Here is a 12,445-nt window from a genome sequence, read left to right as displayed (position 1 = left end):
CCGCCGCGCCTTTCCTGCTTGCCATTCCCATGCGCCGGCAGCTTGCCGGCCATCCAGCGCGGCATGTAGTCGCTCCTCCCAAGGATGCGAGTCGTTCGAGGCCTCCTCTTCAGGCTTTTCATGCCCGCGCGGGCGCCGGCTCAGTCAGTCGGCTTCCGGAGGAGAGGCGGGACGGGCAGTCAGCATCCGGTAGGCGATGAAGACCGCCGCGAGGAACGCCAGGTAAGCGAGCACGAGCGCGCCGATCCGCAGCGGACCGCTGCCGCCGCTGCCGCCGAGCGTGGCGAAGAACAGCATGCCGGGCGCCTTGCCGAGCAGCGAGGCCGCCGCATAGGTCCGCAGCCGGATGCCGGTGAGCGCGGCGTAGGCGTCGACTGTCATTTCCGGCACGACGGGCACGACCCTCGCGACGAGCACGAACAGGAACGGGCTGCGCTCCGTCAGCCGCACGAGCCGATCGAGCCGGCCGGTCCGCTCCAGCCAGGCGCGGCCGCGGTCGCGGAACAGCAGGCGGAAGCCCGCGTAGGATGCGAGGCATGCGAGCCAGGTGGCGCTCAGGCTGATGACGCCGCCTCCGAGCGCGCCGAACAGATAGCCGAGCGTGGCGATGACGGCCGCGTACGGGAACACCGGGAAAAACGCCAGCGCAAACGCCGCCGCCAGCATCGGCAGCGGCGCCGGCCGCGCTCCGGCCAGCCAGGCCGAGATCGCCTCGCGCTCGTACCAGACGAGCGCGAGCAGCGCCGCGTACAGCAGCACGGCGAGCAGGCGCGGCCAGATGCTCCTCGGCCCGCTCTCTCGGGCACGGGCCGGATGGCTCGGCCCCGCCGGCGTGTCCTCTCGGGCGCGGGCCGGACGGCTCGGATTCACCGGCGCGTCCTCTCGGGCGCGGGTCGGACGGCTCGGATTCTGCGGCATCTCCTCTCGGGCGCGGGCCGGACGGCTCGGATTCACCGGCGCGTCCTCTCGGGCGCGGGCCGGATGGCTCGGATTCTCCGGCACGTCCTCTCGGGCGCGGGCCGGACGGTCCGAGCGCTCTTCAGGCTCCTGCCCGCCCAGCCGGCTTCCGCCACCGGAATCGAAGCTTCTATTCACCTCCATCCCCCTTTCGGCTCATCGTTCGTTTCGTCCATGGCGCGACTGGCGCCTCGCTCCGCGCAGGTCAGGGCTTGTCATCCATTATATGCCCAAGCGATGCGAAAAGATCAACTTCGGCAAGCCCGATCCGATCCCATCATCCTGGAGCGACCGCCTCCGTCCGAAGCCGAGCAGGCGTACGGCACCTCCCCTTGCCGGGCTGCCTGCCGGGAAGCCTGCCGGCCGCAGGCGCTCATATGCGGGCCGGACGGCTCATACAGTAACAGACGATCTCGTGAAAAGGAGGCTTTTTCCATGACCTGGGTGCCGACCGACGACGGCGTCTCGCTGTATGCCCATCAGTCCGGCCCTGCCGGCGGCCAGACCGTGCTGCTCCTCCACGGCTGGCCGCTCAGCCATCGCATGTTCGATCGCCAGCTGGCGCTGCTGCCGGAAGCCGGCATCCGCTGCGTCGCGCCGGACCTGCGCGGCTTCGGCCGCTCCGACGCGCCGGCGGACGGCTACGGCAGCGACCGGCTTGCCGACGACTTGCGGCGCATCGTCGATGCGCTCGGACTGGAGCGCTTCGCGCTTGCCGCCTTTTCCTCCGCAGCCGCGACGGCCGTCCGCTACATGAGCCGGCACGCGGGCAGCGGCGTCAGCGGCCTGCTGCTGATCTCGCCGGCCGCGCCGTCCCTGCTCCAGCCGGATGCTCCGACAGCCGACGAGGCGAGCGGACGGCTCGAGCGGCTCATCCGCCACGCCCGGCTCGACCGGCCGCAGATGGCGGCGGAGTTCGCCCGCCAGCTTTTTTACCGCTACCACAGCCCGGAGTATACGAGCTGGTTTTCCGGCCTCGCGATGGACAGTCCGCTTAGCGCGACGCTCGGCCTCGCCCGCGCCATGCAGCAGGAGCGGACGAGCGCGGAGGAGCTCACCCGAATCGCCGTTCCGACGGTGGTGTTCTACGGCGCCCACGATCGGGTCGTCACGCCCGAGGCAGCCCAAGGACTGGCCGCCGCCATACCGGGCGCGTCGGCGGTCCGGTTCGCCAAAAGCGGCCACGGCTTGTTCCAGGACGAAGCCGACCGCTTCCAGCAGGAGCTGGAGCAGTTCGTCCGCGGCCTGCCTTGAGGGCAAGTCGCCGCCCGAGGGAACCGGAGCGGTTTGCCCGCAGCTTGCCCGCGGCTTGCCTGCAGCTTGCCTGCAGCTTGCCTGCGGCTTGCCTGCGGCTTGCCCGCAGCTTGCCTGCGGTTTGCCCGCAGCTTGCCTTGATGGCGTCGGCTCTGTTTCACAGTCGCAGACACTTGCCAATCTGAAGCCGTTACCAGTTGCCCACGGCATCCGTCCTTAGGCGCGCCGCCACAGGCTAACGACGGATCAGATTGTTAGAGGGGCTAAATCACGACTCCGAAAAATGCAACGACTCGTGAGACGCTTAGATGCAGCAAAACTCCCCAAAAGCCTGCAAAAACGAGGAGCGGGCGGCTTTAAGCGTCTGAGCCGTCGTTAGAAATCCGCACAGGCGAAAAAACGGTCTGTAAGCGTCTCAGTCGTCGTTAGCAAAGCCGCCCTCAGCGTAGCCGGCAGGATCGAGCACTTAGGAATCCGGCATCGGGCAAGGGCATGCAACAATAAAAGAGCGGGCTGCCGGGAGCAGCTCGCTCTTACTTCATGCTCCGCGGCCATCCACGGTTCATCCTCTTCCATCCTCTTCCATCCGCCGTCCATCTGCCGTCCATCCTCGTCCATCTGCCGCCCATCCGCCGTCAAAGCCTCGTCAAAGCCTCAGTCCCAGCGCACGCCCGTCTGCTGCTCGCTCCATGCCCACAGGCGCCGGGCCGCGTCGAGATCCTCCGCCTTGGCGGCGGGCCGCAGCGGCTTGCTGTCGGCGTAGTACAAGCTCCCCTCGCGGCCGCCCTCCTCGGACAGCGCCAGATGGATCGCCGTCGCGGCTCCCTCCTCCGCCGTCTGGAAAAACGGCCGCAGCAGTCTGTAAATGCCGCGCCCGAAGCCGGTTTCCCGGCTGACGCCGAGGCTTGTCGCCACCGCTCCAGGATGGAGCGCATGGGCGCGGACCGCCGTCTCCCGCAGCCGCTCGCGCAGCTCCAGCGTGAACAGCAGGTTTGCGAGCTTGGACTGAGCGTAGCCTTTGACCACGTTGAAGCCTTTGCGCAGATGCGGGTCGGGATCGTGAATCCGCCCCGCCTTATGCGCCCCGGAGGACACGACGACGACTCTCGCCGCCGGGGCTGCGAGCAGCGCGGGCAGCAGGCGCCCGGTCAGCGCGAAATGGCCGAGATGGTTGACGCCGAGCATCCGCTCGAAGCCGTCCTCCGTCTCCTCGCGCCGGATCGTGACGACTCCGGCGTTGTTCACGAGCACGTCGAGCCGCGGGTAGCGGCTGTGGAACCGCTCTGCGAAAGCCTCGATGCTCGCGAGCGAAGCGAGGTCGGCGGTCACCAGCTCGATGTCCGCCGGACCGGGCCCGCTGCGCCGCAGCGCTTCCTCCCGAGCCGCCGCTCCGCGTCCCGGATCGCGGCTCAGCAGCACGACCCTCGCTCCCGAGCGGGCCAGTCCGATGACCGTCTCGAGACCCATGCCGGCGTTCCCGCCGGTGACTAGCATGATTGGCTGCGCCATCGCTCAAGCCCTCCTTTTCTTCTCCATTACCACGGAGAGGCTCCGCCGAAGCCGCGCGGATCGTCCCGACCTGCCCTAGCCGTCGTTTCTCGCGCCAGTCAGTCTCGCCCCCTTCCCGCAGCCGCCTCGCGCCCTATTCAACGCTTGTCCGCCGCTGCCGCTGCCGCCTCCATGCGGAACTCGTAGTTCTGCTTGCACAGCTGGAGCAGCGAATGCTTCAAGCCGCGCTTCGGCTGCGTGATGACGAGCGCAGGCCGCGAGCGGTCCGCAGGGCGCCGCAGCGCACGGCGCACGGCCGCCGGGTCGGCGATGCGGTTGACGATCAGCTCGTCCGGCAGCTGCTGCTCGCGGTAGCGGCGGATCAGGAAGCGGTCGCAGGCCGCCTCCCCGCCGCCATCAAGGCCATGCAGCTGCAGCTCGCGCAGCATGCCCTGCTGCACCTTGGCCACGAGCACGGTGTCCTCGCCGAAGTAAAGCACCTCCTGCATCAGATCCGTTTCCCGGTCGACGATCTGCTTCTCCGGCGTCTTCTCCAGGTTGCGGATGTGGCTCAGCATGTTCTGGGCCTTCTCGAACTTGAGCTGCTCCGCGTACTCCGTCATCTGGGCGTACATGCGGGCGACGAGCGCAACCTTGCTCCCGTCGAACAGCAGCTCCGACACCTGGCGCACCTGCTCTATGTATTCCTCGCGGCTCATATGGCCTTCGCAGATGCCGCCGCAGCGCCCGATATGGTACAGCAGGCAAGCCCGCTTGGGCAGCTTCGTGCAAGAGCGCAGCTTGTAGTGGTCGGCGACGAACTCCAGCAGCTCGTTGCGGAAACGCGCGCTCGCGAACGGCCCGAACCGCTTGCCCGGAGCCGCCGTGGCGGCGATCCGCTCCTCCGTCTCCCTGCGGTCGCGGTAATGCACAGCCAGACGCGGAATTTCCTCGTCGGTGAGCATCAGGTAGGCGTAGCCGCTGTTGTCCTTCTTGAGCGCCCGATTGTACGGAGGCTTGTGGATCTTGATGAGATTGTTCTCGAGCAGCAGGCTCTCCGTCTCGTTGTTGACGAGCAGCACCTCGATGCGGGCGATGTTCGCCACCAGCTCCCGCAGCCGCTTGCTCTTGTGGTTCGTATGGAAATAGGACCGCAGGCGGCTCCTTAGATTCTTCGATTTTCCGACGTACAGCAGCCGGTCCTGCTCATCGCGCATCAGATAGCAGCCGGGCTTCTCGGGATAGTCGCCTGCCTTGAACATAAAGGCCATCGCCTGAAGTTCCCCCTCGCATGCGGAGTTCCTGGAGCTCCAACAGCCAAACAAACGTTCCAGGAGCTTCATTGTACCCTCGGCCTCTGGAAAAGGGAAGATCAGTCGCGCCCCATATGGAAGGTGCTGGTCGATATGTTATAATTCAGACAATTCTCGATTTAAGGAGGCTGACTGCCATGGCGTCGACTGCCCGCCGTCCCAGCGCTGCGTCATCGTTCCGCATTATCGAAAAGGATCCTGTCTTCTCTGCGCTCGACATTTTCAGGGGAGCCTATCTACGCCTCGCCTTCGTCTCCGCGCTGTCGGCGCTCACGCTCCGCCGTAGTCCGGCGATCGAGCGCTGGCGCGCCTACGCCGCCCGGCTCGCGCAGGAAAGCCGGCGCGTTTGACTGCCGCAAGCTGGAATTGCACGTCTGAGGAAATCCAGCCTTGAAAGACAAAAGAACCGCTCTAAGGGGCGGTCCTTTGGGTTTAACTTAGTTTGGAAATACATCGATATATGAGTTCTTCTAAGTGGCTCTCATCGGTTACTGATTCAATCGTTGCAAGCAGGATCTCCTTTGAGTCAGCTCGCCTCCAATCTATAGAATAACCGGCGCGAAGAGCCAAGCAACGAATAAATTCTCGCAGACTGCGACCGTTGCCTTCCCGAAAAGGATGCAGATGATTTAGATCGGCCATAAGTAGAGCAGACTTTCGAGAAAAGTGTTCCCTAGGCAAAGGTTTTTCAATCAACTTAAGATTTGCATAGGTTGCGACAAGGTTTTCAAAAGCAGTTAGCTGCTCTTGATTCTGAAACCCTGGAATATTTATAAGTACATCCGTGCCTGGGTAGCAGTACTTGGACTGACTCGAACTTTTCCTATACACTTCGTGCGATCTCAAGCGCACGCTTTAAAAACTCATCATCCGACATTTCGCCTCGCGCATGACTTAAAATAAGCGCTTCTCCGTCTTCAGTCAATTTTTGACCTTCTATCTCCAGAGATGCTTTAGCGATGCCAAATGCAGCATCGGTTTGGTTTTCAATACTAGCCGTTACTGGTGGTGTCATAGGATCGCCTGCTTTCTTCATCGCTTCATTATGTCCATTATATCCGAAATAAACTAATACTATTTTCTAAAGAGGGAGCACAGCAAACAGCCATCTTCTTATCCAGCTCCATTCCGTCCGGCCTCTCAGCCCTTGCCCGCCACATGCTCCACCGCATCCCGCAGCGGCTGCAGCAGCTCGCTGCCCTCGCGGCCGACGAGGCTCTTGTGCATCCAGATCGCCGCCTGCGAGCCGTCGCCCATGGCGATCGATGCCTGCTCCGAGTGGGCGAGCACGTCGCCGGCCGCCCACACATGCTTCACGTTCGTCATTTTCGTGCGCGGATCGGCCTCGATGTGGCGGTTGGCATGCAGCTTCACGCCGAGCTGCTCCGCCAGCTGCGAGCGCACCTCGTTGCCGCCGAAGGCGACGAACGCGCGGCCGCCCTCGATCCACTCCCCGCCCGCCAGCCGCACGCCGCGCAGCTGGTCGCCTTCCGCGTCCAGCTCGGCGATCGGCTCGTCCACGATGCGGATCCCCTTTTCCCCCAGCTTGTCCCGCAGCTCCGCCGACACCTCCTTGCGTTCATGGTTGATGTACACCAGATCCTCGGTCCAATAGGCCAGGATGCGAGCCATCGAAGCGCCGGCATCGCCCGAGCCCATGACGATCGCGCGCCGTCCCGTCAGCTCGTAGCCGTCGCAGTCCGGGCAGACGTAGACGCTGATGCCGAGGCACGGCCGCAAGCCCTCGAGCGGCGGCAGCCGGTCCATGACGCCGGTCGCGAGCAGCAGCCGCCGGCCCTCGTACGTCTCGCCCGACTCCCCGTGCACGGCGAAGCCTTCCCCGTCGAGCGCCAAGGCGCGCACCGCCTTGTCCTTGACGAAGCGCACGCCAGCCTTCTCCGCCTGGATTCTCCCCGCCTTGCGCAGCTCCGGCCCGCTGACGCCGTCGGTCCAGCCGATCAGGTTGTGGTAGCGGAGGCAGAAGCTCGAGCGCCCGTCCTCCGAATCGACGACGAGCACGCGGTGATTGTACCGTCCGAGCTGCACGGCGGCGCTGAGCCCGGCCAGTCCGCCTCCGACGATGAGCGCATCATATCGCATCGGTTCCTCTTCCTTTCCTCTCCAGCCTGTTTCCGTATTATTACCGAATCGAGGCGGCTCCTAATCGGACCTTCTGCCGGATCGGCCAGCCGGCAAGCCCTTTGGCGGATGCCCGTTTTTCCCGTCGCGGGTTGGAATATCCAGAGGGGAGGAGTACAATATAGAGGACGGAAGTGTGCGGATTAGGTTCATCTCGTCTCCTCGGAGACGGTTTTTCTTCGCGTTCGGAGAGGTCGTGGAGCCTCCCTATTCTCGGCTACGATCCGGGTCCGGCCAGCCCTGGAAAGGATCTGAAGCGCCTTTATGGCAGACACTTATTTATGGAAGCGCAACTTGATCGTCCTATGGACCGGCGTCTTTTTCTGCAGCACCGCTTATTCGATCTCCATCCCCTTCATGCCGATGTTCCTGCGCAACGATCTCGGCGTCACGAGCCATCTGACGCTCTGGTCAGGCATCGCGTTCGGCATCACCTTCCTCGCCAGCGCCCTGATCGCCCCGTACTGGGGTTCCCTCTCGGACAAATACGGACGAAGGCCGATGCTCATCCGCTCCGGCTTTGCGCTCGCCGCGCTGTACATGGCGACCTACTTCGTCCATGATCCCTACCTGTTCCTGGCGCTGCGCATCGGCCAAGGCCTGCTCGCCGGCTACGTACCCGCGGCGATCGCGCTCGTCGGCACCAACACGCCCGAGAGCAAGGCCGGCTACGCGCTCGGCATCATGGCGACGTCCGGGGCGACCGGCGGCATCATCGGTCCGCTCATCGGCGGCGTCGTCAGCCATTACTTCAGCAACCGCGAGAGCTTCCTGTTCTCCGGCTGCATCGTGCTCGTCTCGGCGCTGATCGCCGTCTTTTTTGTCAAAGAGCATAAGTTCAACCGCCAGGCCGTGCGCTCGCCGATCCGCGCCGACCTCAAGGAGGCGTTCTCGAACCGCGTCTTCGTCACGATGCTCGGCCTCGTCGCGCTCGGCACGTTCTCCGTCATGATCCTGGAGCCGCTGCTCACCGTCTACATGATGGATCTCGGCGGCAACGAGGGCAACGCCAGCCTCGTCGCGGGCTTCGTGTTCTCCGCCGTCGGCATCGCCACGCTCATCGCCGCTCCGCAGTGGGGCAAGTTCGGCCCGCGCATCGGCTACACCAACGTGCTCGTCATCGGCCTCATGGGCGGCGGCATCGGCAACCTGCTGCAGTTCTTCGTCCATGACTTCGTCGCGTTCGGCGCGCTGCGCTTCCTGTATGGCCTCTGCTTCGCGGGCGTCTATCCGGCGCTGAACGCGCTCATCGTCAAAGTGACCGCGCCGGAATTCCGCGGCCGCGCCTTCGCGCTCAACCAGTCGGCGACGCAGCTCGCCACGATGATGGGCCCGATCATCGGCGGCGTGCTCGGCGGCATCCTGCCGATCCGCTGGGTGTTCGTCATCAACGGCGCGATGCTGATCGGCGCCGCGCTGCTCATCCGCAGCCGGCACCTGGAGCGGCACGCGGTTTTGGCGGCGAAGAGTTCTTGATTCTCTCGAAGCCGCTATCGAAATGGAAAGAACCTCTCGAAATTCCGAGAGGTTCTTTTGATTCACAAACTTAAGATGCTTTATAAGAAAAAATCAGCCCGATATTCCGTTGAAATTTCAAAAATAACATAGACGATAATGGCCAAGTTAATCAAACTTAATTCAATAGGCCGCGCTTTTTTTTCGGTACGCGATACAAACCCTTGGTTGAGCTGGAATCCCAGCGAAATGCTTACGCCAATTAAATTTATCGGCAGCACCACAACGCTATACACCACGACGAACAACACGTTTTCCAGAAATTGACCGATCAATAACGACATGAATAAGACGCCCAAATGAATGATCGGCCATGCGATGATGATATAAGATACAACGGAGGATTCGCGAATGAGGTATGCAAGCACGAATCCAAAGCCTAGGAGCAAGAGCGCAAATCCGACCGAATATGGAATGGGGATAGCTCTATGACTAAATAATTCTGCATCTAGTCGATCAAAAACGATATAACCGATCACAGAAGCAAAGAGAGCTAGAACGACCAGTAAACCTGCAAGCAGCTTTCTCATTTCGGGCTCAATATCGTTTATTTTTGTCTTCATGGGATCATCGACTTTCTTCCCCGTTTCCGAAAATCAGGTGCGTGGGCAAGGTCAGAATAACCTTGCCGATCAAGTCTTCCTCATCCACAAAAGGCGTCTCCCACATATGAGCATCGTAACTTTGGTTGCGGTTGTCGCCTAGAAAGAAATACTGCTTCTCCGGCACTTGGATCGGACCAAACTCATACCTCATCGGCTCTTTAATATAAGGCTCCTCGATTCTTTCCTCGTTCCGATAAAGCACGCCGTCTTTAATTTGAATCGTATCTCCCGGCAGTCCGATAAGCCTCTTCACATATCTCTTGCCTGCCTCCTCTTCAACCGGCGGATAGAAGACGATCCTGTCGCCATGACGGAGATGCGTGATCGGCAGAAGTTTTTCGACAACAACACGGTCCTTGACCTGGATGGTCGGAATCATCGAGCCGGTCGGGACGACCATCGCCTCGACGACATAGGTTCGAATGAGCAGAGAGCAGACTAACGCGATCATCAGACTAGGAATCCATGTTTTCAAGAAACGCTTCAATGCGCCACCTCATTCGGGTTTAAATGCCTTCCCTGTCTTCACGTTTTCATTCGGCTCAAGCTTTCCCTGATCGATGCAAACAGCATATTTCACTTGATTTTGAGCTGTTCGGCCAGTCCAACTAGAATCCCTTCGACGCCACGAATGTAGCAGAGCCGATAGGAGTCGCCGTACTGGACCACTTCGCCAACGAGCTCAGCCCCGTGCTTGCGGATCAGGCGAGAGACCAGCTCGTCTATATCTTGAACGGCAAACATGACCCGAAGATAACCGAGCGCATTTACCGGAGCCGTCCGATGATCGGATATCGTAGGCGGAGTGAGGAATCTCGAAAGCTCAATTCGGCTATGGCCGTCTGGAGTAGCCATCATGGCGATCTCCACGTTTTGATTTCCTAGCCCAGTTACACGCCCGGCCCACTCTCCTTCGACATTGGCTCGCCCTTCGAGCCTCAAACCGATCTCCTCGAAGAAAGCAATTGCCTCATCAAGGGATTCGACAACGATGCCGACATTGTCCATTCGGAGCAGGTTGTTGGTGGTCATGGAATTACCTCCTATGAAATCTCATTCATGTCATCGCGTCAATTCCGCTTTCCAATTTCACGACTCCTAGGTTAGTCAATTAATAATCATCAGAGGTATAACTCTTTTGGCACTGAGGGCATTCCAAGGAGAAAGTCTTCTTGAATTCCTTCATATACGAATATCTCCCCATAAAATTAGACCATCCTTCACCAAGAAATTGATCATGGGAGACTCTTTTTAGTCTAGTATCACAGTATTTGCAGTTGTGTCTTTTAAAAAAATAATCCTTGACCTGATCTATCGTCAGCTCTATTTCATAGATTCTGTTGTTTCCATATCGAGCAAGAAAAAGTCCAAGACCAACTACAGCAATAGCGGCTACAACAATGAATACAATTAATCTTGAGTCCGTCATGCCTTTCTATCCTTTTGTTCGCTCCATAGCCTTGTTACCGCTTGCAGTTCCAAGCCTTCAAATTGCAATTTGTACACGTCCGGTTTGGTCGTCTGATTCATGAAGTCGAATTCGTACCGGAAATCAAAATAGTTCATCATCAACGTCATCACATTGCCGTGGGATCCGATAGCAATTTTCCGTCCTTTGCATTCATCTAAAATCTTCTTCAGCACTCTTACCGATCGATTCTGACAAACCGTGCTTGATTCTCCTCCTGGCAATGCAAAGTCAGGGTCTTCGAACGATTTCTTTAGAGCCGGCATGAAGTATTCATCCGAGATGACATCGTCTGAAAAATGTCTCTCTCTTAAATCCTCGTCCGTTTTGATCTCCACACCCAACTCCTTGGCCAATCCCTCCAAAGTGAGCACGGCTCGAGCATAAGGACTGGATATGATTCTGTCTATTCCTTCGCCCCTCAGCATGCTTGTTATCGTTTCTGCATCCAAGATTCCCTTTGAGGTCAGGCCTCTCGTTCTTTCATTTCCTTCTGAATAGGACGACTCTGCATGCCTGACCATGTAGATGATGGTGTTCATTGAATCCTCCTCGGAAATGCCTGGCATCCTTATCCCGTGCTGAGAGCGATCATCAAACCGATGTCTTATTCCGTTCCTTCCTATGTCGATATAAATTCATGATTCCAATAACAACAAATAAAAATGCAGGAATTAAAAATCCGTACCTATATTTTGAATCACTTGAATCAGAGATGATAACATACATGGTAAAACAAATTGCAGTAAAGAAATTAAAAATAGCTGTATTTCGATAACTTTGTTTTTTCATTTAATCCAACTCCTAATAAGGTATTTAGCTGATTTTGCAGGTTTATCTCTATCTCTGAAGATAGCTTAAGATGAATAGAGCTGCAAAAGGGACTTATTTGATTTGGTTCACATTTTGCGGCGTAACTAATTTCAAAGAAAAAATATGTCCACAGTCTTTACATGCAATAGCTTGGATAACGGAATAATTCTTCGTGAATGGGAGTTTTCTTTGCGATGTTATTGTTGTAAAAACGACACCACCAAAACCTGTTGAAAGCTTTCCCTCTATAGTATTTTCTGAATTACATATTTCACAATTCATAATAATTGTGCTCCTCCATCTATACACTGAGCCATCTATCATCTCATGGAGCCATCGGAGTAGGATAAGCGTACATCGAAGCGCGATTAAGATGATAAAAAATGTGGCCTACTTCTTCGAATCAACGTGTACAGTTTTAGTCTGTAAACTTAAACCCTGCTTAATTTTTCGATAGCCTGTTCTTCATTGGACAAGAAAAATATATCCCTTCCATTATTGCTCTCATATATAAAATCCTTAAGGCTCTTACTTGAATAACTTGAGAAATCACCAACAATTGCGATCTTCGTTCGATAATTAATGAACTTTTGAAGTATTTCTCCCGCAAGGCGCGTTTTCAAGTCAAAGAACTCCTCGCATATTGCTGATTTATTTAAAACTATTCTATTACAGCCTGTTTCATAACTAACCGTTGCCATAAAATCCAAGGCTGACTGGACATCGGTAATGAGTTCTTCATTGCTCTTAACAATAGCAATCTCTACTCCATTTTGTTCAATTTTTCTTGTATTCATAGTCATCCTCCAGTTGATATTAGTTTTTAAAAACTTCTTTTAGTTCTGATCTATTTTCGGGTTTCGGCCATTTCTAATAATGTTGTTGTATTGACG

At 57.8% G+C, this 12,445-nt stretch carries 14 protein-coding genes; 3 read left to right on the top strand and 11 right to left on the bottom strand.

Going from position 1 to position 12,445, the window contains the following annotated elements:
* Positions 1-144 precede the first annotated feature (144 nt).
* On the bottom strand, positions 145-1,095 hold the full coding sequence (locus tag NYE40_RS05345) for a VTT domain-containing protein (protein WP_339279480.1): 951 nt from the start codon (positions 1,093-1,095) through the stop codon (positions 145-147).
* Between the two features lie 297 nt (positions 1,096-1,392).
* Here NYE40_RS05345 and NYE40_RS05340 point away from each other — a divergent pair, with 297 nt between their 5' ends.
* Complete coding sequence (locus NYE40_RS05340; protein ID WP_339279479.1) at positions 1,393-2,211, top strand: alpha/beta hydrolase; 819 nt, start codon at positions 1,393-1,395, stop codon at positions 2,209-2,211.
* A gap of 654 nt (positions 2,212-2,865) precedes the next feature.
* Here NYE40_RS05340 and NYE40_RS05335 read toward each other — a convergent pair.
* Positions 2,866-3,720 (bottom strand): SDR family NAD(P)-dependent oxidoreductase, encoded by an 855-nt coding sequence (locus NYE40_RS05335; RefSeq protein WP_028600318.1) that lies wholly within the window; start codon positions 3,718-3,720, stop codon positions 2,866-2,868.
* Positions 3,721-3,857: 137 nt separating this feature from the next.
* A complete protein-coding gene (locus tag NYE40_RS05330) occupies positions 3,858-4,961 on the bottom strand; it encodes a GIY-YIG nuclease family protein (protein WP_339279477.1) in 1,104 nt (367 codons plus the stop codon).
* Positions 4,962-5,149: 188 nt separating this feature from the next.
* Here NYE40_RS05330 and NYE40_RS05325 point away from each other — a divergent pair, with 188 nt between their 5' ends.
* On the top strand, positions 5,150-5,362 hold the full coding sequence (locus tag NYE40_RS05325; RefSeq protein ID WP_339279475.1) for a hypothetical protein: 213 nt from the start codon (positions 5,150-5,152) through the stop codon (positions 5,360-5,362).
* Between the two features lie 82 nt (positions 5,363-5,444).
* On the opposite strand, the gene NYE40_RS05320 is transcribed toward NYE40_RS05325, so the two are convergent.
* From NYE40_RS05320 to NYE40_RS05310, 3 genes are all read right to left on the bottom strand, one after another.
* Positions 5,445-5,843 (bottom strand): Fic family protein, encoded by a 399-nt coding sequence (locus tag NYE40_RS05320; protein WP_339279473.1) that lies wholly within the window; start codon positions 5,841-5,843, stop codon positions 5,445-5,447.
* Positions 5,836-6,048, bottom strand: a complete 213-nt coding sequence (locus NYE40_RS05315) for an antitoxin VbhA family protein (protein WP_339279472.1) — start codon at positions 6,046-6,048, stop codon at positions 5,836-5,838. The genes NYE40_RS05320 and NYE40_RS05315 overlap by 8 nt, the downstream gene beginning before the upstream one ends.
* A 104-nt stretch (positions 6,049-6,152) precedes the next feature.
* Positions 6,153-7,112 carry an NAD(P)/FAD-dependent oxidoreductase gene (locus tag NYE40_RS05310; protein ID WP_339279471.1) on the bottom strand — a complete coding sequence of 320 codons (960 nt, stop codon included), beginning with the start codon at positions 7,110-7,112 and terminating at the stop codon, positions 6,153-6,155.
* Between the two features lie 303 nt (positions 7,113-7,415).
* Between NYE40_RS05310 and NYE40_RS05305 the strand changes: the two genes are divergently transcribed.
* Positions 7,416-8,627, top strand: a complete 1,212-nt coding sequence (locus tag NYE40_RS05305; protein ID WP_153782905.1) for an MFS transporter — start codon at positions 7,416-7,418, stop codon at positions 8,625-8,627.
* A gap of 80 nt (positions 8,628-8,707) precedes the next feature.
* On the opposite strand, the gene NYE40_RS05300 is transcribed toward NYE40_RS05305, so the two are convergent.
* The 5 genes from NYE40_RS05300 to NYE40_RS05280 all read right to left on the bottom strand — a co-directional run bounded on the left by NYE40_RS05300 (position 8,708) and on the right by NYE40_RS05280 (position 12,349).
* Positions 8,708-9,229 carry a hypothetical protein gene (locus tag NYE40_RS05300; RefSeq protein ID WP_339279469.1) on the bottom strand — a complete coding sequence of 174 codons (522 nt, stop codon included), beginning with the start codon at positions 9,227-9,229 and terminating at the stop codon, positions 8,708-8,710.
* Between the two features lie 4 nt (positions 9,230-9,233).
* Positions 9,234-9,758, bottom strand: coding sequence for a signal peptidase I (lepB, locus tag NYE40_RS05295; protein ID WP_194843273.1), 525 nt, complete (start codon positions 9,756-9,758; stop codon positions 9,234-9,236).
* An 89-nt stretch (positions 9,759-9,847) separates the two neighbouring features.
* A complete protein-coding gene (locus tag NYE40_RS05290) occupies positions 9,848-10,303 on the bottom strand; it encodes a VOC family protein (RefSeq protein WP_153782903.1) in 456 nt (151 codons plus the stop codon).
* A 393-nt stretch (positions 10,304-10,696) separates the two neighbouring features.
* Positions 10,697-11,281, bottom strand: a complete 585-nt coding sequence (locus NYE40_RS05285) for a histidine phosphatase family protein (RefSeq protein ID WP_339279468.1) — start codon at positions 11,279-11,281, stop codon at positions 10,697-10,699.
* 702 nt (positions 11,282-11,983) lie between these two features.
* Positions 11,984-12,349 (bottom strand): DUF4180 domain-containing protein, encoded by a 366-nt coding sequence (locus NYE40_RS05280; RefSeq protein ID WP_339279467.1) that lies wholly within the window; start codon positions 12,347-12,349, stop codon positions 11,984-11,986.
* Positions 12,350-12,445: the final 96 nt, after the last annotated feature.

Source organism: Paenibacillus sp. FSL W8-1187 (assembly GCF_037965485.1).
In the GTDB taxonomy this organism is placed as follows: domain Bacteria; phylum Bacillota; class Bacilli; order Paenibacillales; family Paenibacillaceae; genus Paenibacillus_O; species Paenibacillus_O pasadenensis.
The sequence above is the reverse complement of the archived record's forward strand: the minus strand, read 5'-3'. Positions and strand labels throughout refer to the sequence as shown.

What these genes read in the sequence shown, in the direction of transcription:
- NYE40_RS05340 (WP_339279479.1), top strand. Translation starts at nt 1,393, where the DNA reads ATGACCTGGGTGCCGACCGACGACGGCGTCTCGCTGTATGCCCATCAG.
- NYE40_RS05335 (WP_028600318.1), bottom strand. Translation starts at nt 3,720, where the DNA reads ATGGCGCAGCCAATCATGCTAGTCACCGGCGGGAACGCCGGCATGGGT.
- NYE40_RS05330 (WP_339279477.1), bottom strand. Translation starts at nt 4,961, where the DNA reads ATGTTCAAGGCAGGCGACTATCCCGAGAAGCCCGGCTGCTATCTGATG.
- NYE40_RS05325 (WP_339279475.1), top strand. Translation starts at nt 5,150, where the DNA reads ATGGCGTCGACTGCCCGCCGTCCCAGCGCTGCGTCATCGTTCCGCATT.
- NYE40_RS05315 (WP_339279472.1), bottom strand. Translation starts at nt 6,048, where the DNA reads ATGAAGAAAGCAGGCGATCCTATGACACCACCAGTAACGGCTAGTATT.
- NYE40_RS05310 (WP_339279471.1), bottom strand. Translation starts at nt 7,112, where the DNA reads ATGCGATATGATGCGCTCATCGTCGGAGGCGGACTGGCCGGGCTCAGC.
- NYE40_RS05305 (WP_153782905.1), top strand. Translation starts at nt 7,416, where the DNA reads ATGGCAGACACTTATTTATGGAAGCGCAACTTGATCGTCCTATGGACC.
- NYE40_RS05300 (WP_339279469.1), bottom strand. Translation starts at nt 9,229, where the DNA reads ATGAAGACAAAAATAAACGATATTGAGCCCGAAATGAGAAAGCTGCTT.
- NYE40_RS05290 (WP_153782903.1), bottom strand. Translation starts at nt 10,303, where the DNA reads ATGACCACCAACAACCTGCTCCGAATGGACAATGTCGGCATCGTTGTC.
- NYE40_RS05285 (WP_339279468.1), bottom strand. Translation starts at nt 11,281, where the DNA reads ATGAACACCATCATCTACATGGTCAGGCATGCAGAGTCGTCCTATTCA.
- NYE40_RS05280 (WP_339279467.1), bottom strand. Translation starts at nt 12,349, where the DNA reads ATGAATACAAGAAAAATTGAACAAAATGGAGTAGAGATTGCTATTGTT.